Source organism: Aeromonas sp. R7-5 (genome assembly GCF_040908015.1).
Classification (GTDB): Bacteria; Pseudomonadota; Gammaproteobacteria; order Enterobacterales; family Aeromonadaceae; genus Aeromonas; species Aeromonas caviae.
In genome coordinates this window covers 49,350-73,828 of sequence record NZ_JBFOCZ010000021.1, presented here as the reverse complement: position 1 = coordinate 73,828, position 24,479 = coordinate 49,350, and the positions used below count along the sequence as shown (strand labels likewise).

Genomic DNA, 24,479 nt, shown 5'->3' with positions numbered 1-24,479 from the left:
CGCCAGTCATCCGCACCAGAGGTGCCGGCAACGGTGTGCTCCCAGTCGATCTTGCGGTAGGCCATGGAGACCTGGATCAGCTGGGTGAAGTCGGACTTCGCCGGATCCTGGCAGTGGGGCATCTGGCAGTCGATGTCAACGATGGTGGCATCGGTCAGCACAGTGCTGAAGAAGTGCTCCTGCTTGCCCTCGACGGAGGTGCGATACCACTTCAGGGTCACTTTCGGCAGCATCTCGCCGGAGGCCAGGGAGTTGTACATCAGCGGCACGGCCTTGTTCAGGGCAACGGTGAACTTGAACGGCTTGTGGACACGCTGACCCGCCGGCTGACCGGATTGCGGATCGGTCGGTACGGTGACGACGTGCTGGAACTCTTGTACCAGCATCTCGTCTTCATGGCCCTGCACGAAGATGTTGCCGACGGAATCGGAGGTGAAGGCACCGGCGGTGATGTTGCCCTGGGTTTGACCTTCGATGCTGATATAACATGGAGTTGGCATGGAATTGCTCCTGATGGTTGAACGGTTATGACACTCGTCCGAATCCGTTAGCAGTGACCATGCCAATACATTTTTTTGTTTTAAAACAGATAGTTGAATATAAAACCGATTCGCGCACCGGCACCATGACGCAACAAGTTGCGCAATCAATGCATTTACCCATGAAACCTTGCACATGCAGCATAAATGACTGGCATGAATGCAACATATTGCGCGTGGCGGAGTTTATCTCTACCTTCACGCAGCTTCCCCAAACCAGGCCAGCGGAATCTCCGCTTCGCCTGCGAGCCACCCCCATCACAGGCATGATCAGATTGTCGGCAACTAAAACAAAAGGGCCTGTCTCGCGATGGCCCTTCTGTTTTAGTTGGCTGTATGGGCGGGATGATTCACCGCTGCGTGGCTCACCCCTTCGGGACGGCGTGCAGCCGTTCATCCCGGCAAGCTGCTCTGCTTGAACCCGACGGGGCACTCCCCCCTCTTCCGCGTGAGCCGAAAATGCTTCCCCCAAAGCAAAATCGACCATCAGGTCGGTTTTAACATCTGAGAATGGGTCGGGATTGACTCGCGCCGTCCCTGGCGCTCGCCCTGCGAACGGCCTCTGGCCGTCCATGCGGGCTATCCTGCCCGCCTCTCGAACCAGGGCCTGAACCGAGCCGCCCATCACCGGATAAAACAAAAGACCCCGTCTTTCGACGGGGCCTTTTGTTTTATCCGGTGAGGGAGGGATGATTCGCCACTGCGTGGCTCACCCCTTCGGGGCGGCCTGCGGCCGTTCATCCCGGCAAGCTGCTCTGCTCGAACCCGGCGAGGGTTCTCACCCCCCTCTTCGAGATGAGCTGATGACACTTCCCCAAAGCAAAAAAACCGACCATGAGGTCGGTTTTTTTGCAATTTGGCGGTGAGGGAGGGATTCGAACCCTCGATACGTTGCCGTATACACACTTTCCAGGCGTGCTCCTTCAGCCACTCGGACACCTCACCAAATTTTCACTGCTTGAAGTGGCTTTCGGAGCACGCTGCGCGTGCATCTTGCCGACTTCGTCGGTGGGCAGCCACTCGGACACCGCACCCAATTTTGGTCTGTGCTTTAACGTGTTCAGCCAACACGAATTCGCTGCGCCGTTGCGCTGGAACGGGGCGTAATGTAAGGGATAGGCGCGAGGCGGTCAATGCAATTTTTTATCTTTTGCCACTGTTTGCTCAATAAGCGAACCAAGTGACTAAAAATATGCCATTTCCTATACCTTTCCATCAATTTTCAACCGCTTCGTGCAAATGTTCTCCTCGAATCGCCTCTTCCAGCGAGCCGTAGAACTCCAGCTCTCCCGCCACCGGACGCACCTTGGCCCGCGCCAGGGTCTTGAGGGGCTGGAATTGCAATTCAGCCACCTTGAGACGGACCCCCGCCTTGGCCATGCGTTTTGCGAACTGCTGGAAGGCGGTGAGACCGCCAGCATCCAGGATGGAGACCGCCTCCATTTGCAGGATCAACTCCTTGTGGTCCTTCACCTGGGCAAGCAACTCGTCAAAGACCCGCTCGGCGGCGGCAAAGAACAGTGGCCCGTTGATCTTGTAGACAAGGGTCGAGGGGGACACCTCGCTGGCATAGCGTTTGTGATCCGCCAGGTTGTGCAGCCTGGTCATCTTGGCTATCTCGCGCATGAACAGCAAAGAGGCCAGGATCACCCCGAAGGTGATGGCGATGACCATGTCGAAGATGACGGTCAGCGACAGGCAGACCAGCAGCACCAGTACATCGGATTTGGGCGCCCGGCGCACCAGATCCACCACCTTGTGGGCCTCGCTCATGTTCCAGGCCACCAGCAGCAACAGGGCGGCCATGGCAGAGAGCGGCAACCAGGAGAGCCAGGGAGCCAGCACCAGGATGGCAGCCAGTACCACCAGCGCATGGACAATACCGGAAATGGGCGAGGTGGCACCTGCCCGCACGTTGGCGGCGGAGCGCGCGATGGCGGCCGTCGCCGTGATGCCACCGAAGAAGGGGGCCAGGATGTTGCCAAGGCCCTGCCCCACCAGCTCGCCGTTGGAGCTGTGCTTGCGACCCGTCATGCCATCGAGCACCACGGCGCAGAGCAGGGATTCGATGGCCCCCAGCATGGCCATGGAGAAGGCGGCGGGCAGCAGCCGCTCGATGGCGGCGAGGTTCCACTCAACCGGTGCCCCGTCCGGCCCCGGCAGCGCCCAGGGCATCACCAGGGTCGGAGCGATGGGGGGAATGCCCATGCCCTGGGTTCCATCGGCCAGGGTATAGCTGAACTTGCTGCCGATGGTGGCGACGTCCACCCCGAACTGGTGCAGACCAAACCCGAGCCCCACCCCCACCAGCACGGCGGGCAGATGGCCGGGTACCGGCAGGCGCAATCTCGGCCAGAGCAGCAGCACCGCCAGCGTCGCCACCCCGACGAGGGTGTCCCCCCACTGCCAGCTTGGCAGGGCATGGGCCAGCGCCTGTACCTTGCCCAGATAGGTTTCCGGCATCTCCAGGACCTGCAGGCCGAAGAAATCCTTGATCTGCAGGGTGGCGATGACGATGGCGATACCACCGGTGAACCCCAGGGTCACCGAGGGGGGAATGTACTCGATGAGGCGCCCGAGACGCGCCATGCCCATGGCCACCAGGAAACAGCCCGAGATGAGGGTGGCCATCAACAGGCCCCCGACGCCGAATTGCTGGGCCACCGGGTAGAGGATCACCACGAAGGCGGCAGTGGGGCCCGAAATGGAGAAGCGGGATCCCCCGGTCACGGCGATGACGATGCCGGCGATGATGGCGGTATAGAGCCCGTGCTGGGGCGGCACCCCACTGGCGATGGCCAGTGCCATGGCAAGGGGAATGGCGATGATGCCGACCGTGATGCCGGCGATGAGGTCGCGGCCAAAGCGGGCCACGCTGTAGGGTTCGTCAATGCAGGATTGGCGCAATGCGATGGCCAGCTTCACGCCTTGTAAGGAAGCTTGATTGTGCATGTCTAGGGTAATACCAGAAGAGGGAGACAAAGGCCGGGGTGAACCGGCACCCGATCATCATCAAGGGCCGGCAGAGCTGTCGACGCGGCGATGGTATCGAAGGCAACCATACCCGACCCGGCCAGATAATTCGATGGGCGGGATCAAGAAATGGCCATGAGCGCGCAATATTGTCGGTGACACCCCGAATATCAACGCCGTTTCCCGCCACGGCAGGTTTCCCTGGGCACGGTACTCTGCGGATGAACGACACCACGCCTCCTCCTGGCAGTATGCGGGAATCATGATACCAAGCAGGCACAACCCGACCGAAGGCGCGATCTCAAGCTCCTGATTGTGCTGAAAATAGTCCGCGCTGCCCAAGTTTTGGGCAAACGGGCCAAAAAGCCATTTTTTACGCCGACAGGCGGGTTGACACCCAGGAGATGGGCCATTAATATCCGCCCCGTCTCGACGAGACAGGCTATTCCTCCTTAGTTCAGTCGGTAGAACGGCGGACTGTTAATCCGTATGTCACTGGTTCAAGTCCAGTAGGAGGAGCCAATTCCCTCGTAGTTCAGTCGGTAGAACGGCGGACTGTTAATCCGTATGTCACAGGTTCAAGTCCTGTCGAGGGAGCCACATTTTAAAGCCCAGCCTTTTGGCTGGGCTTTTTCATATCTGCTCTTCCGGGCCTGTCCACGCCCCCCCTGCCCGATGGCGCGCCAAACCGCCACCTGCTTGCTTTCCTGATTCCCCATGGCCTTCGATGACGGCCCTTACTCATCACCAGGCTCGTCACCAGGGTGTCAAAGAGATCCCAAAAACTATAATTGATTCGAAAAGGTCCATTTGGATCTATCCAGTCAAGGAGCCATCATGTCACACCCTGCTTCACTGGCCAGTCGCCTGCATGCTCTGGCGCTCAACGACCCCCTGTTCCCCGCTCTCCATCAACTCGAGAAGGCACAACGGACCCGGGCCATCTACCGGATTTTCCACACTGTCGCCAGCACGGCTGCACTCGGGCAAGAGGATATCGTTGACGACCTGGCCCCCCTCCTCACCCTGATGGAGTCTCCCTGCCTGACCCGGCAAGGGGGGCTCTGCCCCTTGCTGGCCAGTCATTACAATCTCTATCTCGGCACGCTGCTGGAGCTGGGGGATCGGCACCATCCGGAGATCATCGGCCAGATTGAGGAGGCTCTGGCCCTGCGCACTCACGGGCTCTATCTGGTCACCGAACTGGGTTGTGGCAACAATGCCATGAGCATGGCAACCGAAGTCCGCTACGACTGTGCCACTGACGGTTTTATCCTCCATACGCCCCATCGGCATGCCGCCAAGTTCATGCCCTACATCGCCCTGGAAGGGCAACCCAAGAGCAGCGTGGTGATGGCCAGATTGTGGGTCGGCGAGCAAGACTGTGGCATTCATCCCTTTCTGGTGCCCTGCCGGGACGTCCGTGGCGCACTGTGTCAGGGGGTCAGCGTCTCCAGCCCGGACGTGCTCGACCTCCCCTACTTCGACGTGGTGGATCACGCCATCATCACCTTCGAGCAGGTGGCGCTCCCCCGCTGGGCATGGCTCAGGGGTCATGAGCACGACATCAGTGCTGGGGGCATCTTTCACTCTCGTCTTGCCAGCCAACGCGACATTTTCTTCAGCTCCCTGCGCCGTGTTGAGTGGGGAAAACTGGTGCTGACCGCCTCCCTGATCCCCGGCTTGAAACTGAGCCTCGCACTGGCCATTCACTACGCGCAGCAACGACCGCTGCACGCCCACAACGGGCGGGTCATACCGCTGGCGCACCATGCCCTGCACCGCCGGATACTGACTCGTGCCTATGTGACGGGGCTGGCCGCCATGGCGCTGTACGAAGGGATAAAGCAACGACATTTGCCGGATGGACGGCACTCCTCCCGCTTTCAGACCGATGCAGGCCTGGTCAAGGCCGTCGCCGTCGAACTGATGCGAACCTCCCTGCAACATTGCATGCAGCGGTGTGGTGCCCAGGGAAAATTCCTGCGAAATCGCATCGCTCCTACCCTGCAACTGTGCGATCTGGTCGGCACCGCCGAGGGAGACAGCATGCCCGTCCTGATGAAGGTGGCGAAGGATATTCTGGCCTGGCCTGATGAATCCCTGGATGACGGCACTCCCCTGAGCCAACTGCTGCTGCGGATGCGCCGACAGATGAATCAGCAACTGGCCGACGCGACGGACAAACTGGCCGCCTGGCACGACCTCGGCTGCGAGGCGGCCCGCCTCGGCTGGCTTGCTGGCAACCTGGAAGCCTTGCTCCACCTGGGGAGCAGGGACGACATCCGCACGGCCTGCCGGGAGCAGCTCATGCTCGATTATGCTCCCCAGCTCCTGCACCACGGGCTTTGCAGCCCCGCCGAGATTGCCGCCCTGCCCGCACGGCAGGAAGCCACGCTGGATCATGTCTGGGAACATCACGCCGCCCGCGTGCCGGACGAGTTTGACGTTCGTGACCTCATGGCCGCGACGCCGCTGGGCAGCCCGGACCTGGCTTCGGCCTGGATTGCCCTGGCCCCGTCCCTGCATGATCCCCTGCCAGAAGGTTGAACGTTGGGGCCAGCAGGCCGCCCCTCCACTCCCGGTGCCTGAATCCCCCCAAGCCCGGCCATCGGTCGGGTTCTTTCTTATCCCCCTGCCCCACCTCGGGGCAAGGGCGCTCGCCTTCCGCCCCCGCATCCCGATGCGCCCGTCCCTTGCCCTCATGGCCTGTTGCCACAAGATGGCGCAGGCTTACCCTCTATGGGGTACCACTCTGGTGCGCCCTGCCTTGCCCCGTGATGACATAAAAGTCATCCATATGATTTTTCAATAAAAAATTACTGACACTGGCCTTCATAGCGACTCAATTGGCTGGCACAGCCCTTGCACTTTGTGATGTACGCAGGGACGTCACAAGGAGTTGCCTATGCTGCCCATCAAGCCCCCCGGACCCGGTTGTTACGACGAGATGCTGCTCACCGACAACCAGTTTCGCGATCATTACCACGCCTACCTCTCGTGGCTGCACCAGACCGACGAGAAGAGCATAGAGCGCAAGCGTGAAGAGGCCGACCTGCTGTTTCGCCGGGTCGGCATCACCTTCAACGTCTACGGGGATGGGGACGGCGCCGAGCGCCTCATCCCGTTCGACAGCATTCCCCGCATCATTCCCGCCCGAGAGTGGCAACATCTGGACAAGGGGATCCGCCAGCGCGTCACCGCCCTCAATGCCTTTCTGCACGACATCTATCACGATCAGCGCATCCTGAAGGCGGGGGTGATCCCGGCTGCCCAGATCCTCACCAATGCCCAGTACCAGCCCTGCATGCAGGGGGTCGACCTGCACCGGGACACCTATGTCCACATCACCGGGGTCGACATCATCCGCAACCACGACGGTGAGTACTATGTGCTGGAGGACAACCTGCGCACCCCCTCCGGGGTCTCCTACATGCTGGAGAACCGCAAGATGATGATGCGCCTCTTCCCGGAGCTGTTTCACAACCAGCCCATCGCCCCGGTGGAGCGCTACCCGGCCCTGTTGCTGCAGACCCTGCGCGAGAGCAGCCCGGTGGACAACCCCTGCGTGGTGGTGATGACCCCGGGACGCTTCAACAGCGCCTACTTCGAGCACAGCTTCCTCGCCCAGCAGATGGGGGTGGAGCTGGTGGAGAGCGCGGATCTGGTGGTCAAGGATGGTCAGGTGCTGATGCGCACCACCACGGGGCTGAAAAGGGTGGATGTCATCTATCGCCGCATCGACGACGACTTCCTCGATCCCCTCGCCTTCAACCCGGACTCCCTCATCGGCGTGCCCGGGCTGCTCTCGGTCTACCGCGCCGGCGGTGTGGTGCTGGCCAATGCCATCGGCACCGGGGTGGCGGATGACAAGTCCATCTACCCCTATGTGCCGGAGATGATCCGCTTCTATCTGGGGGAAGATCCCATTCTCAACAACGTGCCCACCTGGCAGTGCCGCGAGCCGGCTGCCCTCTCCCACGTGCTGGCCAATCTGGAGGAGCTGGTGGTCAAGGAGGTCCATGGCGCCGGCGGCTACGGCATGCTCATCGGCCCCTGCGCCAGTCGCGAGGAGCTGGCCCGTTTTCGCGAGCTGCTCAAGGCTCGGCCGGACAACTACATCGCCCAGCCGACCCTCTCCCTCTCCACCTGCCCGACCTTCGTCGACGCCGGCATTGCCCCTCGCCACATCGACCTGCGCCCCTTCGTCCTCACGGGGCAGGAGCTGCGCCTGGTGCCGGGCGGCCTGACCCGGGTCGCCCTCACCGAAGGCTCCCTGGTGGTCAACTCCTCCCAGGGTGGTGGCACCAAGGACACCTGGGTCATGGAGGGCAGCCCATGCTGAGCCGCACCGCAAGCGAACTTTACTGGATGTCCCGCCACCTGGAACGGGCGGAGAACACGGCGCGCATGCTGGACGTCACCCAGACCATGTCGCTGATGCCCTCCATCGACGCCGATCACAGCGAGCTGGTGGCGCCCCTCACCATCAGCGGCACTCACGAGCCCTTCCTGGCCCGCTACGGCCAGGTGAACATGGAGAACCTGCTGCAATTTTTCTGCTTCGACGAGGAGAACCCGAGCAGCATCTTCAGTTGTCTGCGCATGGCCAGGGACAACGCCCACGCCGTGCGGGGCAAGATCCCCGGTGAGGTGTGGGAGAGCATCAACGCCGCCTGGATAGAGATCCGCCGGCGCCGCCAGGCGGGGCTCTCCAGCGGCCAGGCCCAGGAGTTCTTCGACTGGATCAAGGAGCGCTCCCACCAGTTTCGCGGCGCCACCTATGGCACCATCATGCGCGGTGACGTGCTCTGGTTCCTGCGGCTTGGTACCTTCATCGAGCGGGCCGACAACACGGCACGCATCCTGACCGTGAAGTATCAGGTGATCCGGGAGGACGAGGACAGCGTGCGCGAGTTCTACCGCTGGAACGCCCTGTTGCGGTCAGTGGGCGCTTACGAGGCCCACCAGACCCTCTACAAGACGCTCTCCCATGCCTCCATCGCCGAGCTGCTGATCCTGCGCAATGAAGTGCCGCGCTCCCTGCGGGCCTGTCTCGACGAGATGGAGCTGATCCTGGCCCAGATCGAGGGCAACGCCGGTCAGACGCCCCGGCGCCTGACCACCATACTCAACGCCCATCTGACCTATGGCGCCATCGACGATGTCTTTGCCCTCGGCATGCAGGCGTACCTGAGTGATTTCCTCAGCGACATCGGCGCCATCGGCCAGAGCATCCACGCCGCCTACCTGGAGGTATTATGAGACTCATCATCGATCACCAGACCCGCTACCACTATGCCGACGTGGTGCGCCGCAGCACCCAGTACCTGCGTCTGACCCCCCACAGCACGGCCCGCCAGCAGATCCTCTCCTGGGAGCTGGAGCTGCCGGGGGAGGCCACCTGCACCACGGACGGTTACGGCAACATACTGCACGTGCTGAGCCTGGAGTCCCCCCACGAGGGGATCCTGATCCGCGCCCACGGGGAGGTGGAGATCTGCGACGACGCCCCGGAAGATGAGGAGTCCTCCCTCATCTCTCCCTTGAGCTACCTGAGGCCCACCCCCCTCACCCGCCCGACCCCGGCCCTGCAGGATCTCGCGAAGGCCTGCCTGCCAGAGGAGCCGACCCTGGCCGCCTTGCAGAGCCTGATGGCACGCATCCTGGTGCTGATGCCCTATCAGCCCGGCAGCACGGATGCCACCTTCAGCGCCGACGAGGCACTTGCTTCGGGCAGCGGCGTCTGTCAGGACCACACCCATGTCTTCCTGACCTGCTGCCGCCACGCCGGCCTGCCGGCCCGGTACGTGAGCGGTTACCTTTACAGCCAGGACAACAGCCACGTGGCGATGCACGCCTGGGCCGAGGTGTGGATCGAGGAGCGCTGGCACACGTTCGACGTCACCAACCTCACCAGCTCCACCAGCGAGCACCTCAAGCTCGCGGTCGGCATGGATTATCTGGATGCCTGTCCGGTGCGCGGCGTGCGCTATGGCGGCGGGTGCGAACAGTTGCAGAGCCAGGCGCAGGTGACCCGCCTGGATGGACAGCAGCAATGAAGACCGGGAGAGTCCTGGCGGGAGTGCGGTCATGACCTATTGCGTCGCCATGTGCCTGCAAGACGGCATGGTGTTTGCGTCCGATTCGCGCACCAATGCGGGGGTGGATCACATCGCCACCTTCCGCAAATTGCACCTCTTCACCCGGGAGGACAGGGTGATAGTGCTGCAAAGCGCCGGCAATCTGGCCACCACCCAGAGCGTCATCAGCCTGCTGACGGAGGGGCAGGAGCTCCTTGCCCTCCCCAGCCTCTACGAGGCTGCCGCCCTCATCGGCCAGACCATACGCACCGTCATCAGCCGGGATGGGGGTCAGCAGCAGGGCCATATCAACTTCGGCTGCAACATCCTGCTGGGGGGACAGATCCGGGGGGAGTGCCACCGTCTGTTCCACATCTATCCGGAGGGCAACTTCATCGAGGCGAGCGCCGACACCCCCTACTTCCAGATTGGTGAGAGCAAGTACGGCAAACCCATCATCGATCGCATCATCCACCATGAGACGCCGCTTCAGACCGCATTGCAGTGCGCCCTCATCTCCATCGACTCGACCCTGCGCAGCAATCTGTCGGTGGGCTTGCCCCTGGATGCCCTGGTCTATCACGAGGGCAGCTTCTCGGCGACGAACCAGCACCGCATCACCGAACAGAACCCCCATTTCGTGGCGCTGCGAAAGGCCTGGGGCGAGGGGTTGCAGCAGTTGTTCCAGGGCCTTCCCACCTTCCCCCTCTAGGCCGGGCGGGAGGCGCCAAGGCGCTTTCCCGCTCCTTTCTTTCCGGATATTCTGGCTGCCTTCCTTTTCGATGGAGTTTCCCATGCGCCGCTTCAACGTCATGCTCAACGGCAGCCGGTTGATGATGTTCCCCTTCTATGTCTGCATCCTTATCTGTGTCGCCCTCCTGATGGTGAAGTTCGCCATGCAGCTCTATGTGCTGTGCCGCGACATCATCGACATCCACTATCTGGATCTCATCACGGGGGTACTCACCCTGGTGGACTTCGTGCTGGTGGCCCAGATGCTGATCCTGGTGGCCATCTGCGGCTACGTGCAGTTCATCAAGACCCCGGAGCAGCGAGCGGCCCTCGGCGACAACTGGCTCAGCAAGATCAACTTCGCATCCCTCAAACTCATCGTCATCAACTCCCTGGTGACCATCGCCGGCATCGAGGTGCTCAAAGCCTTTCTCAACGACGGCACCGGCAACGAGATCGAAATGAAGTGGTCGGTCATCGTCTTCCTCGCCTTCTCCACTGCGGCACTTATCTATGCGGTGACCGAGCGGCTGGCGGAGCACAAATAGGGCCCGGCGCCATTCAGGGTCTATTCATCAAGAGCCGAATTGATAACTCTTTTCATTACCCTTACTGCATTGTAAACTTGCTCGCCCCGGGCTGAACCGCCCGGGAGCTGGAGCACCCATGACGAGTCTTTCCCTCTCACCACGACAATGCTGGCAGTGGCTGGCCTATCACCATCAGGCGGCCGAGGGTGCCCTTTATCTGATGTTTTTCTCCGGTCTGCTGCTGTGGGAACCCCTGACGCCGACCTGGTCCCTGGCGCGCTGGAACCTGTTTTTGCACGTCGCCCTCTCGCTCACCCTGTTTCCCCTGCTGTTTGGCGCCTTCTGGCTCTCCCATCGCAGCCTGCTGCGCAAGAGCCGCAAGCCTTTTTTGCGCACCACGGGGCGCATCATCGAAGCCTTGCTGCTGGTCTGTCTGGCAAGCGGGCTGGTGCTGGTGCTGCACGGCACCCCGGGGGACAGCCTCGGCAACCTTGCCAGCTGGGCCCACTGGCTGAGCGCCCTCGCGTTGACGCCCCTGGTGCTGCGCCACGCCTGGCGCTGGACCATCTTGAAATGGCGCACCTGATCTTATGTTGAAGCTGTTGTTATCCCTGATGTTGGCCGCCCTGCTGCTGGGGACCGCCTCGGCCCGGGAGATGGGCGCCGCCATGATTGCCTATGACGAGGGGAGCGCCCCGCGCCTCGTCACTGCCAACCAGAGTGCCGGCTCCGTCACCCTGCTCGAGCGGGGCACTGGCAAGCGCCTCAACGAGGTGCAGCTGGGGGGCGACCTGCGCCAGCTGGCCCGCGCCGATGACGGCACCCTGCTGGTCACCGATTACAGCGGCGATCGCCTGCTGCTCTTGGATGATGAACTCGAGCTGGAAAAGGCGATCTCCACCGGCCATAGGCCCTATGGCGTCATCTTCGATCCCAAGCGGCGCTGGTTCTGGGTCACGCTGTTCGAGGGAGGGCGCCTTCAGGCTTATGACAGCACGGGCAACCTCCAACTGGATGCAAAAACCGCCGAGACTCCCCGCGGGCTGGCACTGACCGACGACGATCGCCTGCTGCTCACCCACGCCATGACCGGCCAGCTCGCCATCTATGACCTTGCCAAGCTTGAGAAAGACGCTAAGGGGGCTACTCTGCCCAAGCCCAAGCTCATCACCCTGGCGGAAACCCACAGCGATACCCCGAGCGACTCCCAGGGATTGCCGCGCCTGCTGGACGGCATCGCCCTCGCCCCCGATGGCAGCGAAGCCTGGCTGCCCCATGTGCTGTGGAGTTTCGATCACCCCTTCCAGTTTCAGAGCACCGTCTTCCCGGCCGTCTCCATCATCGATCTCGATGAAGAGAAGGAGCGGGTCGATGAAAGAAAACAGCTCTTTTTGCAGATCAACCTGCCCAGTGTCGGCAACCGCAGCCAGATCGTCTCCAACCCGTTCGCGGCGCGCTTCGCCGCCGATGGCAAGCGGGTCTACCTGACCCTGGCGGGTTCCGAAGACTTGCTGGTGTTCGACCTGTCGCGCAGCGGCAAGCAGAACAGCAACCGCCACCGCCGCAAGAAGTTTCAGGGGGGCGCCAAGGCGACCCAGCTATTGCGTCACCTGCCGGGCCAGAATCCGCGCGATCTGCTGATCGATGGCGACCATATCCTGGTCCACAACGTCATGGGGCAGGATCTCACCCGTCTCAATAGCGGCGGCAGCGGCCCGTTTGCCCGGGTCACCGTGGATGTGCCCCACTTAGCCAAACTGGTAGAGACCGATCCCCGCCCCGAAGCGCTTCAGCGCGGTGAGCGATTGTTCAACCTGGGTAATACTGCCGCCAACAGCCGCTTCCCCATGGCGGGGGACAACTGGATGAGCTGCAACTCCTGCCATCTGGACGGGTTCAATTTCACCAACCGCTATCTGATGGCGGCCCATCGCCAGAAGAGCGGTGACAACGCCATCAACGGCCACGCCAACCTCGCCAACATGGTGGCGGGGGACTTTATCGGCGAATACCTGCGCATGACCCAGCAGACCCAGGGTGGCATGGGTCATGACACCCGCGATGGGGCCGATGCGGTTGACCCCGCGAGGCCCCATCCCGAGGTGCAGGCGATGATGGAGGATCTGCACGCTTTCGTGACCAGTGACGGCAACCTCCCCTATCTGGCCAACTGGCTCAGGCTCGATGCCCCGCGCAGGGATCCTGCCAAGGCGCCAACCACCCACCCGAAAGAGTGGCTCAACTCCGCCTCCTGCCAGAACTGCCACCAACAGGCGTTCAAGGACTGGAGCGAGAGCAACCACCGGCTGATGGGCAACTCCCACCCCTACTACAAGGTGGTGCAGGCGCTGGCCCGCGAAACCGAAGGGGAGGCCTTCGGCCAGTGGTGCCAGGGCTGCCACATGCCCCAGCAGGTGATAAACGGTCAGACTGATCTGCCCAAGGGCTCTCACATGTTCGAGCAGGGCGGTGCTTCGCTCATTGCGGCCCACCAGAAAGGCGAGCCCGTGGTGGAAGAAGGCACCGGCTGCGTGCTCTGTCATCGCATCACCCGGCTCGAGGATGCCGGCGGCAACAGCGCCTTTACCGTGAATCTGAAAGACCGCGAGAGCTATGTGTTCGAGGATGCCGCCGGCGGCAGCCTCCAGCACTGGCTGGCCGAGCGGCAGATCAACGCCCGCCCCGCCATGCACAAGGCCTCCTACCAGAAGGATTTCTACCGCGACGCGGCCCTGTGCAAGTCGTGCCACAACGAGTTTGCCCCGGGCACCGGCGCCAATATCGTCAACACCTGGGACGAGTGGGAAAAATCCAGCTTCGCCAAGGCGGAGGATCCCGCCAAGCGGCGCACCTGCATCGACTGCCATATGAATCCGGAGCCGGGCAACGGCGGCGCGCCGGTGGCGGGCCAGTCCACCGAAAACGGCACCGTGAAAGAACGGCTCTATCGCCACAACTTTACCGGCGCCCAGCATCAGCTGGTGGGGCTGAGAAGTGCAACGCTCGAGCAGGAAAGCCTGGCGCTCTTGCGCTCCAGCGCCACCCTCTCGGCCCGCATTGAAAACCAGAGTGGCCAGCCCGCGCTGGTAGTGAGAGTCGCCAATACCGGCGCCGGCCACGCCCTGCCCACCGGGGTCGCCGATTTCCGTGAACTCTGGCTGGAGCTGACCGTCACCGACGCCAGCGGCAAGCTGGTGCTTGAAAGCGGCCAGCCGGTGAACGGCGCCGTCCCTGAGGATGCACGGCTGTTCAGAAAAGTGTTCGGCGATGCCGATGGCAAGCCGGTGGGGCTCAAGTTCTGGCGTTACGCCAAACTGCTGGAAGATACCCGCATCCCGGCCGATGGCTGGCGCGATGAAGCCTGGCCGCTACCCGCAAATGCCCTGGGGCCCTTCAAGGCCGATATCAAACTCAATTTCCGCACCTACCCCAAGTGGGTCAATGATGCGGTGCGCGCCGCCGAGCCGAGCTTGCCGGAGCCGCCCATAGTGCAACTCAATCGGCTGCAACTGACCCTGCTGCCCCTCCCCGTCACGCCCGATACGGAGCCTCAATCCTGATGTTCGCAAGTTTTCTCATTACCCTACGCGAGGGGCTGGAAGCCTTCCTGCTGGTCGGCATCTGCCTCTCCTACCTCGCCAAGCTGGGGGCGAGCCGCTACAACAAATTCATCTATCTGGGGGTGGGGCTTGGCCTTGTCGCCTCCCTGATCGTCGCCTTCCTGTTCCAGGTGGTGGTGAGCCAGTTCGAGAGCGAGCGCTACAACCACCTGTTGATGGCGGGGATCCTGATCTTCGCCACCTTGGTGCTCACCTATATGGCTATCTGGATGCAAAAGCAGGCCAAATCCCAGGTGGGGGCCATGACGGCGCGTATCGATGCCGCCATCGACGGTGGCAACCTGTTTGGCCTGGTGCTGCTCGCCTTTCTGGCGGTGATGCGCGAAGGCTTTGAAACCGTGCTCTTCTTCTCGGCCCTGGTCTACTCCGGGCAAGGGGTGGATCTGCACCAGGGGCTGATGGGGGCGCTGGCGGGGCTGCTGGTCTCTGTGGTGCTGGTGTGGGGGCTGCTGCGCTCCACCCGCAAGGTGGCGCTGGCCCCCTTCTTCCGCTGGACCGGCCTGCTCATCATCATCATCGCCGCAGGCTTGCTCTCGTCCGCCGTCAACATGTTGCAGGCAGCCGACGTCATCACCTTCTGGACCACGCCTGTCTTCAACATCAGCCACATCCTCGACGATCAGGGGGTATTCGGCACCTTCCTGCGCGCCCTGTTTGGCTACAACGCCTCACCGGCCGGCCTGCAGTTGCTGACCTGGGCCTGCTACCTCATGATCTTTGTCACCCTCTGGCATCGCAGCTATCGCCCCCAGGGGAGCGCCGCCCCGACCAGGGGCTGAGCCCGGGATAACACTCTGTTCGGGAGCCGCGCACAGGCGCGCTCCCCCAGCTATCACGCCGTTTCGGAACACTCATGAACGACAACAACAAGAAGCACATTGCGGTGCTGGGCGCCGGCCCTGCCGGCCTGATGGCCGCCTGGCGCCTGCGCCAGGCCGGTTTTGCGGTCACCCTGTTCGAGCAGGAGAGCGTGGTGGGCGGCATGTGCGCCACCCAGACCTTCAAGGGGCGCGACGGGGAGTATCGCTTCGACTACGGCGGCCACCGCTTCATCACCAAGAACCCCGAGCTGCTCGCCTTTATCGACGAGCTGATGGGGGACGACCTGCTCCACGCCGAGCGAAAGAGCGTCATCCGCTTTGGCGGGCGCACCTATGACTACCCCTTGAACCTGCCCAACCTGCTCAAGACGGCGCCGCTGGCCCTGATGGCCGGTGCGGTGAAGGATCTGCTGCTGTTGCCCTTTGCCAGGAAGCCCACCGATTTTGCCAAGGCGAGCTTTGCCGAGTGGATCCAGAGCCACTTCGGTCGCACCCTCTACCGCCAGTTCTTCGAGGGCTACACCGGCAAGTTGTGGGGCATCAACCCGGACAAGCTCTCCGCCGACTGGGCTGGCCAGCGCATCAGCCTGATCGATCTCAAAGACGTGGCGCGCCGCCTGCTGCCAAGGCGCAACGGCAGCATGTCGGTGCGCACCTATGCCCGCAAATATCGTTATCCCAAGTACGGCTTTGGCCAGATCTTCACCACCCTGGGGGAGCGGCTGGTGACAGAGGGCGTCACACTCAAGACCGGCGCCACCATCACCCGTCTCGAGCAGGCCGATGGCCGCATTGAACGGGTGTATTGGTCACAAGATAATGTGGAGCAGAGCGAGCGCTTTGATCAGGTGATCTCCACCCTGCCGCTGCCGCTCACCTGCCAGCACCTGGGCTTGCCGTGCGATCTCCACTACCGGTCGCTTCGCTTTGTCAATATGCCCCTCAAACAGGAGAACCTGTCGGACAACACCTGGCAGTACCTCTCCGACCCCCATATTCTGGCCACCCGTCTGCAGGAGCCCCGCCGCCGCAGCCCCTTTATGGCGCCCCAAGGCCAGACCTCGGTGATGCTGGAGATCCCCTGCAATCCGGGGGATGCCACCTGGCAGGCACCGCTCTCTGATCTGCGCGGCCGGGTCACCGCCGATCTCGACAGCCTCGGCGTCGATACCCAGAAGCTCGGCGATGAGACATTCGAAGCGCGCAGTGAATACGCCTATCCGCTGATGGATCTGGGTTATCAGGCCCGCCGCAACGAAGCCATCAAGGCGCTGATGCCGATAGGCAACCTCATCATGACCGGCCGTCAGGGGACATTCCGCTACATCTTCACCGACACCGCCATGGAGATGGGGATGATGGCCGCAGACATGGTGATCGACGGGGTGGACAGACGCCACGCCATCTTCAATCATCGCAACGAAAATACCGTGATCGAAACCCAGAGCGTGGCCTGAGTGCCGCGCCATGGGCATAACCTCTTGGCATAAGTAAGGAGAACAGGATGACCATCCGCCCGGGTTTACTCGCCCTCACCCTGCTGCTGACCCTGAGCGGGCAGGCGCAGGCTTACTCCTACGCCGCCGCCGGCAAGGAGCCGCTGATCGATGCCCGCGAGGCACTGCTGGGCGCAGCCACTGACGGCAAGGATGCCAGCGCCACCTTGAGCGAGATTGCCGAGGAGCTGACCTATCTGGAACAGCACCACAAGGTCGAGCTGCAAGCACCGCTGGCCGCCGCCATCAAGGCCAAAGACGCCGCCACTACCGCGGCCCTGCTCAACCGGGCCTACAAGGCGGAGATCGAGCGCCGCCTCGAGGGGGCCAGCCAGAACCTTGGCGACTACCAGACCGCCAAGGTGCTGGTGGTCAAGAGCAAGCGCTTCCTCGATTTGATCCTCCCCTCCCTCGATGAAGGGGATCGCAAGGCCGCCGAACAGGCGCTGGCCAAGGTGCTCGATGCCATCGGCAACCCGGGAGTGTTCGGGGTGGGTGCCAAGCCTGCCGATGCCACTGCCTTTAGCGATGCCGAAAAAGCGCTGATGGCCGTGCTGGCACCGCTTTGATGGCCTCTCATCGATGACGACTGCCCCCCTCATCCCCAGCCCTTCCCCCGCACGGGGAGAAGGGGGGCGTCGCCACGGCCGATTACGCTTCGCCAATCGACTCTACTTGCTGCTCCTGCTGCAACTGGCCTGGCTTGGCTGGCTGCTGACCTTCCCCGTGTCGCTCGATTCCGACGATGCCCTCAACTTCGCCCACGGGGTGGTACGCTTCAGCGTGCTGGAGTTCTCCCCCCACTTTCCGGGCTACCCCGCCTTTATCTGGCTGGCGCGGCTGATCAATCTGGCGGTGGACGAGCCGGCCCGCGCGGTGCAGTGGGCAAGCCTCTTGGGGAGCAGCTTGCTGGCGCCGCTCGCCGCCTTCCTCGCGGTCAGATTGTGGCAGCGGCCCAGCCTGCTGGCGCCGGTCTGGCTGCTGGTATTGGCCCTGCCGCTCACCCCGACCCTGGCGCTCTCCGGCCTGTCCGACGGGCCTGCGCTCGCCGCCTGGCTGGCCGCGCTGCTGGCTTTGCAACAGCGCAAGATAGCGCTGGCGGGTTTGCTGCTGGGCCTTATGCTGGCGCTGCGTCCCTCCTACTTCGTGTTGGCCCTGCTGCCCCTGTGGCTTGGGATGGCACAGAAGGGCGCGCGCGTCAGATTTGTGCTCCCCATCGCGCTGGTGGGGCTAGCCTGCCTGCTGTTTGTCTGGCAGGCCGATGGCTGGGCCTATTTCAGCGAGGGGCGCCGCTTTACCGACGGTCACTTTACCCTCTGGGGCAATACGGCGGCGGCCCACGACGATCGACTGCTGAGCTGGGCCCGCACCTTCAACGAGCAGCTCACCCCGCTCTGGCCCCTGTTGATGGGAGCCTTGCTGGTACTGCCACTCTGGCAACGCTCAAAGGAGCACAATCCAGCCCTCTCCGTGCTCTGGCCCCTCTACTGGCTCGTTCTGCTGCTCTGGACCCTGTTTGGCCAGAATCCGGACAATCCCCGCCATCTCGCGCCCATCACCCTGCTTGGCCTGGTGCTGCTGGCAGACTGGCTGCCGCGCCGGGGCGAGCTGCCAGCCATGCTGGGAGCCCTGTTGCTGCTGCTCTGCACCCTCACCCCGCCGGCGGCGCCAGCCATGACCCGGGCCGCCAAGGTGGCCGAGCAGGCGTGCCCGGCGCTGGTGACCCAGTGGGGGGTGAGGCTGCTGCGCGAAACCACGGCCCTGCCCGTCACCGACGGCTGGTACCGGGGGGATGCCGCCCTTGCGCTCACCCAGGGGGCCTGCCGCCTTAGCCGCCGCCCCCTGGGGGCAGAGGCGCTGCCAAGCCCTTATGACACCCTCTGGTTTGCCCCCCGCTTTCACGCCGAACCCGGCCTCTGGCTCGCCCTGCCCCGCTGAACCGGGCGCTTGCGAAGGCATCGCTCGACTCGTCTACACTCACAGCCGGGTCTGTCAGGAACCAGTGCAATGGAAAGAAACACGAGCGGAACCGGGGAGGGGATCCGGGTCGCGCTGGCCCTGTTGCTGGCCTGCGCCCTGCTGATGCTGCCGCTCTGGTGGCAGGGGGGCAGCCAGGGACACGATCTGTTTCATCACCTGCTCTCCGGCCACTACTTTGCCCGTCAGCTCTGGCAGGGGGAACTCTATCCCCGCTGGCTGATGGCCATGAACGGCGGCTTCGGCAGCCCCACCTTCTTCTTCTATCCCCCGCTCCCCTACTACGTCAGCGCCCTCTTTGCCGGGCCCGGTGCCCACCCCCAGCAAGCCATCTACCCTTTGCTTGGCAGCGCCACCCTGGCCCTGCTGCTCTCCGGGGTGTTTGCCTATCTGTGGCTGCGTGCCACCACGCCCCCTGGCCGGGCCCTGGCCGCCAGCCTGCTCTATCTGGCGCTGCCCTATCATGTCGCCATGGATCTCTATGCCCGCTTCGCCCTGGCGGAGTTCTGGGCCTTCACCTGGGCTCCCCTTATCCTGCTGGGGCAGGATCTCGCCCACCGCGGACGACCTCAGGGGTTGCCCCTGCTGATCCTGGGGCTGGCGCTGCTGGCCTTCTCCCACCTCCCCAGCCTCTTACTCATGATGGGGCTGGTCACCTTGCGCGCCTTCTGGTTCGCCAGACGCACCCGCACTCTGACGCCCTGCTGGCAAGCCCTCGGCGCCCAGGGTGTGGGCCTTTGCATGGCAGCCGCCCTGCTGCTGCCCGCCCTGGCGGATCAGGGGGCCATCTCCATGGAGCTGATGCGCGGCGGCATGTTCGACTACAGGCGCAACTTTCTCGACCGCCTGCCCAGCGCCTGGGAGGACTGGCGTTTTCGCGGTCACCTGGCGTGGCAAAGCATGCTGACCCTGGCCCTGCTGCTCATCGCCTGGGCCGCCGCCCGGGAGCCGCGCCACCCCGAGCTGCTGTGCTGGGGGGCGATCGGCGTCGTCGCCTTCCTGATGATGCTGCCCCCGAGCCAGCCTCTCTGGAGCCTGCTTCCCCCCTTGCAACGGGTGCAGTTTCCCTGGCGGCTCAACCTGGTGCTCGCCCTTGCCACGGTCGCCGTGGTGGCGCTCGGCATCCAGCCCCATCGTCTCCGGCAGGGGCTCTGGTGGGGAGTATTTCTGCTGACCCTCCTCTCCACCCTGGCCTATGTGCGTCACGCCCCCCTCACCCAGGCCCCCGAACGGGAGGCCATGGCATTCGAGTTCGACAGCAAGCGCAGTGCCCGGGAATACAGGCCAAGGCAGGTACCGGGAGGCATGTTCGCCCCGACCCTGCTCGCCTGGAAGGAGGAGTTCCAGCCGCCCGTCAGCGCCGAACCGCCAGGCGCGAGCTGGACCCTGACCCGCTGGCAACCCCGCGCCCTGGCGCTGGAGGTCAAGGCCCGGGTACCGACCCGGCTGGTCCTGCACCAATACCATTACCCCGGCTGGGAGGCCCGCCTCGACGGGCACCTGACGCTGACGGTGAGCGCCAATCGCCAGGGGTTGATGCAACTCTGGGTTCCGGCAGGCCACCACAGCCTCACCCTGGCCCTGGCGGCACGCTGGCCGGAGCGCACCGGCAATGCCCTCTCCCTGCTCGGATGGCTTGCCTGGCTCTGGCTGCTCTGGCGCCACACCCGACAAAAGGGCATCGGGCAGGATGCACCTGATCGCGCCCGCCAAAACTGATAGACTCAACACCTGCCTCTTAACCCGGCCCAGCCCACGACTCGGATACCCTATGCCCCAAGCCAGCTCCCTCTCCCCCCGTTTCCTCTTCATCCTGCTCGGTGCCCTGGCGGGCCTGACTCCCCTCGCGGTGGACATGTATCTGCCCGCCATTCCCGCCATCGCCCGGGATCTGGCTACCAGCATCGACGGCGCCCAGCTCACCATCAGCGCCTTCCTGGGGGGCTTTGCCATCGGCCAGCTCTTTTACGGGCCGCTCGCCGACAGCTTCGGCAGAAAGCCGGTGATCCTGGCGGGCCTGACGATGTTTGCCGTGGCCTCCGTGGGCTGCGCCATGGCGGACTCCCTGCCTGAGCTCCTCGCTTGGCGCATGTTGCAGGCAGCTGGCGGGGCGGCTGGCTCGGTGGTGGTCAACGCCCTGCTGAGAGACCTGTTCGAGAAGGATGCGTTTTCCCGCGCCATGTCCTTCGTCATCCTGGTGATGACCCTCGCCCCTCTGGTGGCCCCCGTGGTGGGGGGGTACATCAGCGCTCACAGCGACTGGCGGGTCATCTTCTGGCTGCTGGTGGCCATCAGCCTGCTCATCTGCCTGGTGATGCAGTGGAAGATTGAGGAAACCCTCAAGCCCGAGCACAAGCAGCCCCTGCGACTCGGGCAGGTGCTTCGCAACTACTGGGGGGTGCTCTCCCACCGCGGTGCCATGGGCTATGTGCTGTGCGGCGCCCTGTCGAGCTCCGGCATGTTCGCCTTCCTGAGCGCCTCCCCCTATGTCTACATCGAGTATTTCAAGGTGCCGACCGAGCACTACGGCTGGCTCTTTGGCCTCAACATCCTGCTGATGATGGTGGTCACCTTCGCCAACAGCCGGCTGGTGAAAGGGGTGGGTGCCGAGCGCATGCTGCGATACGGCCTGACCGTGCTGCCGCTCGCCGGGGCCCTGCTCATCTACAACGCCTGGAGCCAGACTGGCGGCCTGTGGGGCATCGTCATCCCGGTCGTGCTCTTCGTCGGCCACATCAGCCTGGTGGGGGCCAACGCCATGACCGGCCTGATGGGCCACTTCCCCCAGTCCGCAGGCACCGCCTCGGCGCTGGCGGGCACCCTGCGCTTTGGTCTTGGGGCCCTGGTGGGGGTGCTGGTCAACCTCAATCCCCCTGAATCGCCGCTCCCCATGGCCATCGCCATCGCCGGTTGCGGCCTGGGGTCGGCCCTCAGTTACTGGCTGCTGAGCGGCAAGCGCGTCCCCTGATGCCCTGCAATGAAAAAGCCCTGTCCATGGACAGGGCTTTTTCCATCGGGGCGCAGGCCTCAGTCATCGGCCTGCAACCCGCTACGAGCCAGGATCTCGCTCTCCAGCCCATCCAGGCTTAGCTGGTTCTTCTTGCGCCAGTAGGCCTCAATCCCCTCCCGGCCCTGACGGGCCGACCAGTTGGCAAGATCCTCCCTGTCCCCCTGGTACTCATACAGAGGCACCGACATGCCGCACGACGTCTGGACCCGTTCAATGTCCAGCAGGAAGATCTGGCGAGCCGCGACACTTGGGGGGAACAGCGCCAGCAACGACGGCCACTGCGGATCAGTGCGGTGCAGCACCCGTGCCTGGCCATAGGCTCGCAGAATAAGCGGCGCCCCCTCGAAGGCGCAGAACATCACCGTCATGCGCGGCTGTTGCAGCACCTGGGCCGCGGACTCGTTGCCGCTGCCGGTCAGGTTGAGCCAGGCCAGGGTGTGGGCATCGAGGACGCGCAGCGAATCCCCGCCCTTGGGGGAGAGATTGACCGATCCCTTCGCGGCTGCCGTGCCGACGAAGAAGATCTTCTGCCCCTCGATAAAGGTGACATGGCGCGGCGAAAGCGCCTCGAACAGTTGTCCCATCTTGCCTCTCCCTGGTGCCTGGAACCGGATTTCCTAAAACAGGGCGCTGTTGAGCCACAGGTGCGCCCCTATGCCGACCATATAGCCAAGCAAAATGGCAGGCAACCACTTGAGGTGCCCGACGAAGGTATACATGCCCCTGGCCTGCCCCATCAGGGCCACCCCGGCGGCGGAGCCGACGGAGAGCAGACTGCCCCCCACCCCGGTGGTCAATGTCACCAGCAGCCACTGCCCCGTGCTCATCTGCGGCTCCATGGAGAGCACGGCGAACATCACCGGAATGTTGTCGATCAGGGCGGAGAGCAGGCCGATGGCGACGTTGGCCAGGGTCGGATCGCCACCGTCATAGAGGAAATGGGAGGCAAGCGCCAGATACCCCATAAACCCGAGACCGCCGACGCACATCACCACCCCGTAGAAGAAGAGCAGGGTGTCCCACTCCGCCTTGGCAATCTTGTTGAACACATCGAACGGCACCACCGAGCCCAGACGCAGCAGCCTGGCCTCGTCCCCGGTGCGCTCATACAGCGCCCGTGCCCGGGCCAGGGTAACGGGCTGGGTCTTTCGCAGATAGAAACTGAAAAATTGCAGGTAGCCCAGCCCCATCATCATGCCGAGCACGGGGGGCAACCCCAGGAAGTGATGGCAGGCGACGGCGGTCACTATGGTGAGCACAAAGAGCAGCACGATGACAAGGGCGCCGCGCCTTGGCACCACCATCTCGCCCGGCATGGCGGGCACCAGACGGGGCACCATCAGGCTCATCAGGGTGGCCGGCACCAGGAAGTTGAGCAGGGCGGGGATGAAGAGCAGCAAGAACTGCTGGAACGGCACCTTGCCCGCCTGCCACACCATCAGGGTGGTGATGTCGCCAAAGGGGCTGAAGGCGCCGCCCGCATTGGCCGCCACGACGATGTTGATGCAGGCCAGGTTGATGAAGCGGCGCTCCCCGTTGGCCACGTTGAGTACCACTGAGCACATCAGCAGCGCCGTGGTGAGGTTGTCCACCACGGGGGAGATGAAAAAGGCGAGAAAACCGGTGAGCCAGAAGAGCGTACGCAGGCTGAAGCCCGCTTGTACCAGGCGTACCCGCAGCACAGCGAACAGCAGCCTGTCCTCCATGGCGTTCACATAGGTCATGGCCACCAGCAAGAAGAGCATCAGCTCGGCATACTCCAGCAGGTTGTGGCGAAAACCGGCCTGAACCAGCTCGCTGTGCCCCTGCCCCGTATAGACCAGGCCGATGGCTATCCAGATGATGCCGGCGGCCACCAGCACCGGCTTGGATTTTCGCAGCTTCAGGTACTCCTCGGCCATCACCAGGGCATAAGCCAGGGCGAAGATGGCGAGGGCGAAGAGCCCGACCCCGCTGTGGGTCAGATCGAGGGGGCCGTTGCCCGCAGCGGCGGGGGCACTGAGCAGGGCAGCCCCGGGCGCGAGGCGAAGGAGTCCAGACATGGCGGCATCTCCTGGCAGGCGTCTGGCATTGAGGCTAGCAGCGCAAAGGGAAGCCGCCTCTTTGTCATCCTGATGAGCGGCCCGCCGCGGGCACTCAGGCAAACATGAGCGAGGCCCGTTGCCGGGCCCCGTCATCAGGAGGTCTTCTTGCCAAAACCCGATTGCTTGAGGGTGTAGCCTGCGCTGTTTTGCCAGGCATCCAGCCCGCTGCGGTTGTTGCCCGCCACCAGGCTCGCGGCCAGGCTCGGGCTGTTGAAGAGCTGATCGGCGGTAAAGATGAAGCCCCCTTCGGGGTGGGGAACGAGCACCCCCTTGCCCAGCAGCTCCTGGCGCAGCTCGATCACCGCCTCGCGCAGGGAGGCCGCATCCTCGCCGTTGGCGGTGGAGCCCGCCTGGACCATGAAGCCGGGGTTTTGCCGCTTGCCCACCGGATAACCATGGGCCTCTGCCCCCTTGCCGTTGAAGTGGTAGAGCTCGCGCTCCCCCGGCTTGTTGTCGGAGAGGGCCTTTTGCAGGGTCATCAGCTCGTTGTAGATATCGATGGGGACCACGGCAGCCTGCTTGACGCCCTTGCTGTCGACGATAAAACTGACTTGCTTGTGTAACATCCTTGCTCATCCTGTGACCCATGGAAGGCCCTATTCTAACCACCTCAG

General features: G+C 63.5%; 20 protein-coding genes, 3 tRNA genes and 1 other RNA gene. 16 read left to right on the top strand and 8 right to left on the bottom strand.

Translation table 11 applies throughout. The features are described from left to right. The 5 genes from hcp1 to dauA all read right to left on the bottom strand — a co-directional run. A partial coding sequence (hcp1, locus tag AB5Y53_RS07565; RefSeq protein ID WP_368181517.1) for a type VI secretion system effector Hcp1 occupies window positions 1-500 on the bottom strand: 500 nt, incomplete at its 3' end. Window positions 501-525: 25 nt separating this feature from the next. Then, window positions 526-1,179 (bottom strand): hypothetical protein, encoded by a 654-nt coding sequence (locus AB5Y53_RS07560; protein WP_368181516.1) that lies wholly within the window; start codon window positions 1,177-1,179, stop codon window positions 526-528. Window positions 1,180-1,212: 33 nt separating this feature from the next. Further along, window positions 1,213-1,342: non-coding RNA, RtT sRNA (locus AB5Y53_RS07555), on the bottom strand. A 54-nt stretch (window positions 1,343-1,396) separates the two neighbouring features. Continuing rightward, window positions 1,397-1,484 (bottom strand) — tRNA-Ser (locus tag AB5Y53_RS07550). A gap of 270 nt (window positions 1,485-1,754) precedes the next feature. Beyond that, complete coding sequence (dauA, locus tag AB5Y53_RS07545; RefSeq protein ID WP_124245056.1) at window positions 1,755-3,491, bottom strand: C4-dicarboxylic acid transporter DauA; 1,737 nt, start codon at window positions 3,489-3,491, stop codon at window positions 1,755-1,757. 467 nt (window positions 3,492-3,958) lie between these two features. On the opposite strand from dauA, the gene AB5Y53_RS07540 reads away from it, so the two are divergent. From AB5Y53_RS07540 to AB5Y53_RS07465, 16 genes are all read left to right on the top strand, one after another. Next, window positions 3,959-4,034, top strand: a tRNA-Asn gene (locus AB5Y53_RS07540). A 2-nt stretch (window positions 4,035-4,036) separates the two neighbouring features. Then, a tRNA-Asn gene (locus AB5Y53_RS07535) sits at window positions 4,037-4,112 on the top strand. A 237-nt stretch (window positions 4,113-4,349) separates the two neighbouring features. Beyond that, window positions 4,350-6,062 (top strand): hypothetical protein, encoded by a 1,713-nt coding sequence (locus tag AB5Y53_RS07530; RefSeq protein ID WP_368181515.1) that lies wholly within the window; start codon window positions 4,350-4,352, stop codon window positions 6,060-6,062. Window positions 6,063-6,420: 358 nt separating this feature from the next. Further along, window positions 6,421-7,857, top strand: a complete 1,437-nt coding sequence (locus AB5Y53_RS07525) for a circularly permuted type 2 ATP-grasp protein (RefSeq protein ID WP_010674397.1) — start codon at window positions 6,421-6,423, stop codon at window positions 7,855-7,857. After that, window positions 7,851-8,777, top strand: coding sequence for an alpha-E domain-containing protein (locus AB5Y53_RS07520; protein ID WP_039038937.1), 927 nt, complete (start codon window positions 7,851-7,853; stop codon window positions 8,775-8,777). Before AB5Y53_RS07525 ends, AB5Y53_RS07520 begins: the two co-directional genes overlap by 7 nt. Then, window positions 8,774-9,574: a transglutaminase domain-containing protein gene (locus AB5Y53_RS07515; RefSeq protein ID WP_368181513.1), complete on the top strand. Its 801-nt coding sequence runs from the start codon at window positions 8,774-8,776 to the stop codon at window positions 9,572-9,574. The genes AB5Y53_RS07520 and AB5Y53_RS07515 overlap by 4 nt, the downstream gene beginning before the upstream one ends. Window positions 9,575-9,605: 31 nt before the next feature. After that, window positions 9,606-10,307, top strand: a complete 702-nt coding sequence (locus AB5Y53_RS07510) for a peptidase (RefSeq protein ID WP_368181512.1) — start codon at window positions 9,606-9,608, stop codon at window positions 10,305-10,307. Between the two features lie 82 nt (window positions 10,308-10,389). Continuing rightward, a complete protein-coding gene (locus AB5Y53_RS07505) occupies window positions 10,390-10,875 on the top strand; it encodes a YqhA family protein (RefSeq protein ID WP_368181510.1) in 486 nt (161 codons plus the stop codon). Between the two features lie 118 nt (window positions 10,876-10,993). Further along, complete coding sequence (locus AB5Y53_RS07500) at window positions 10,994-11,443, top strand: hypothetical protein (protein ID WP_103261862.1); 450 nt, start codon at window positions 10,994-10,996, stop codon at window positions 11,441-11,443. Window positions 11,444-11,447: 4 nt separating this feature from the next. After that, window positions 11,448-14,417, top strand: a complete 2,970-nt coding sequence (locus AB5Y53_RS07495; RefSeq protein WP_368181508.1) for a YncE family protein — start codon at window positions 11,448-11,450, stop codon at window positions 14,415-14,417. Then, entirely contained in the window at window positions 14,417-15,256 is an 840-nt protein-coding gene (locus AB5Y53_RS07490) for an FTR1 family protein (RefSeq protein WP_368181507.1), read from the top strand. Before AB5Y53_RS07495 ends, AB5Y53_RS07490 begins: the two co-directional genes overlap by 1 nt. A gap of 74 nt (window positions 15,257-15,330) precedes the next feature. After that, window positions 15,331-16,755 (top strand): FAD-dependent oxidoreductase, encoded by a 1,425-nt coding sequence (locus tag AB5Y53_RS07485; protein ID WP_368181506.1) that lies wholly within the window; start codon window positions 15,331-15,333, stop codon window positions 16,753-16,755. A gap of 47 nt (window positions 16,756-16,802) precedes the next feature. Next, window positions 16,803-17,363: a hypothetical protein gene (locus tag AB5Y53_RS07480; RefSeq protein ID WP_368181504.1), complete on the top strand. Its 561-nt coding sequence runs from the start codon at window positions 16,803-16,805 to the stop codon at window positions 17,361-17,363. A 106-nt stretch (window positions 17,364-17,469) separates the two neighbouring features. After that, window positions 17,470-18,732, top strand: a complete 1,263-nt coding sequence (locus AB5Y53_RS07475) for a hypothetical protein (RefSeq protein ID WP_368181519.1) — start codon at window positions 17,470-17,472, stop codon at window positions 18,730-18,732. A 69-nt stretch (window positions 18,733-18,801) separates the two neighbouring features. After that, window positions 18,802-20,490: a hypothetical protein gene (locus tag AB5Y53_RS07470; protein WP_368181503.1), complete on the top strand. Its 1,689-nt coding sequence runs from the start codon at window positions 18,802-18,804 to the stop codon at window positions 20,488-20,490. 52 nt (window positions 20,491-20,542) lie between these two features. Next, the gene (locus AB5Y53_RS07465) at window positions 20,543-21,739 is read left to right on the top strand and encodes a Bcr/CflA family multidrug efflux MFS transporter (RefSeq protein WP_010674385.1); all 1,197 of its coding nucleotides are present in this window, start codon (window positions 20,543-20,545) and stop codon (window positions 21,737-21,739) included. A gap of 59 nt (window positions 21,740-21,798) precedes the next feature. On the opposite strand, the gene AB5Y53_RS07460 is transcribed toward AB5Y53_RS07465, so the two are convergent. The 3 genes from AB5Y53_RS07460 to AB5Y53_RS07450 form a co-directional block, all read right to left on the bottom strand. Continuing rightward, on the bottom strand, window positions 21,799-22,365 hold the full coding sequence (locus tag AB5Y53_RS07460; protein WP_069784797.1) for a pyridoxamine 5'-phosphate oxidase family protein: 567 nt from the start codon (window positions 22,363-22,365) through the stop codon (window positions 21,799-21,801). A gap of 33 nt (window positions 22,366-22,398) precedes the next feature. After that, window positions 22,399-23,823 (bottom strand): sodium:proton antiporter NhaD, encoded by a 1,425-nt coding sequence (gene nhaD, locus AB5Y53_RS07455; protein WP_368181501.1) that lies wholly within the window; start codon window positions 23,821-23,823, stop codon window positions 22,399-22,401. Window positions 23,824-23,957: 134 nt separating this feature from the next. After that, window positions 23,958-24,431, bottom strand: coding sequence for a DUF4357 domain-containing protein (locus AB5Y53_RS07450; protein WP_010674381.1), 474 nt, complete (start codon window positions 24,429-24,431; stop codon window positions 23,958-23,960). Window positions 24,432-24,479: the final 48 nt, after the last annotated feature.

Coding starts and splice junctions, on each gene's coding strand:
- dauA (WP_124245056.1), bottom strand. CDS start 3,491: ATGCACAATCAAGCTTCCTTACAAGGCGTGAAGCTGGCCATCGCATTG.
- AB5Y53_RS07530 (WP_368181515.1), top strand. CDS start 4,350: ATGTCACACCCTGCTTCACTGGCCAGTCGCCTGCATGCTCTGGCGCTC.
- AB5Y53_RS07525 (WP_010674397.1), top strand. CDS start 6,421: ATGCTGCCCATCAAGCCCCCCGGACCCGGTTGTTACGACGAGATGCTG.
- AB5Y53_RS07520 (WP_039038937.1), top strand. CDS start 7,851: ATGCTGAGCCGCACCGCAAGCGAACTTTACTGGATGTCCCGCCACCTG.
- AB5Y53_RS07515 (WP_368181513.1), top strand. CDS start 8,774: ATGAGACTCATCATCGATCACCAGACCCGCTACCACTATGCCGACGTG.
- AB5Y53_RS07510 (WP_368181512.1), top strand. CDS start 9,606: ATGACCTATTGCGTCGCCATGTGCCTGCAAGACGGCATGGTGTTTGCG.
- AB5Y53_RS07505 (WP_368181510.1), top strand. CDS start 10,390: ATGCGCCGCTTCAACGTCATGCTCAACGGCAGCCGGTTGATGATGTTC.
- AB5Y53_RS07500 (WP_103261862.1), top strand. CDS start 10,994: ATGACGAGTCTTTCCCTCTCACCACGACAATGCTGGCAGTGGCTGGCC.
- AB5Y53_RS07495 (WP_368181508.1), top strand. CDS start 11,448: ATGTTGAAGCTGTTGTTATCCCTGATGTTGGCCGCCCTGCTGCTGGGG.
- AB5Y53_RS07490 (WP_368181507.1), top strand. CDS start 14,417: ATGTTCGCAAGTTTTCTCATTACCCTACGCGAGGGGCTGGAAGCCTTC.
- AB5Y53_RS07485 (WP_368181506.1), top strand. CDS start 15,331: ATGAACGACAACAACAAGAAGCACATTGCGGTGCTGGGCGCCGGCCCT.
- AB5Y53_RS07480 (WP_368181504.1), top strand. CDS start 16,803: ATGACCATCCGCCCGGGTTTACTCGCCCTCACCCTGCTGCTGACCCTG.
- AB5Y53_RS07470 (WP_368181503.1), top strand. CDS start 18,802: ATGGAAAGAAACACGAGCGGAACCGGGGAGGGGATCCGGGTCGCGCTG.
- AB5Y53_RS07465 (WP_010674385.1), top strand. CDS start 20,543: ATGCCCCAAGCCAGCTCCCTCTCCCCCCGTTTCCTCTTCATCCTGCTC.
- AB5Y53_RS07460 (WP_069784797.1), bottom strand. CDS start 22,365: ATGGGACAACTGTTCGAGGCGCTTTCGCCGCGCCATGTCACCTTTATC.
- nhaD (WP_368181501.1), bottom strand. CDS start 23,823: ATGTCTGGACTCCTTCGCCTCGCGCCCGGGGCTGCCCTGCTCAGTGCC.
- AB5Y53_RS07450 (WP_010674381.1), bottom strand. CDS start 24,431: ATGTTACACAAGCAAGTCAGTTTTATCGTCGACAGCAAGGGCGTCAAG.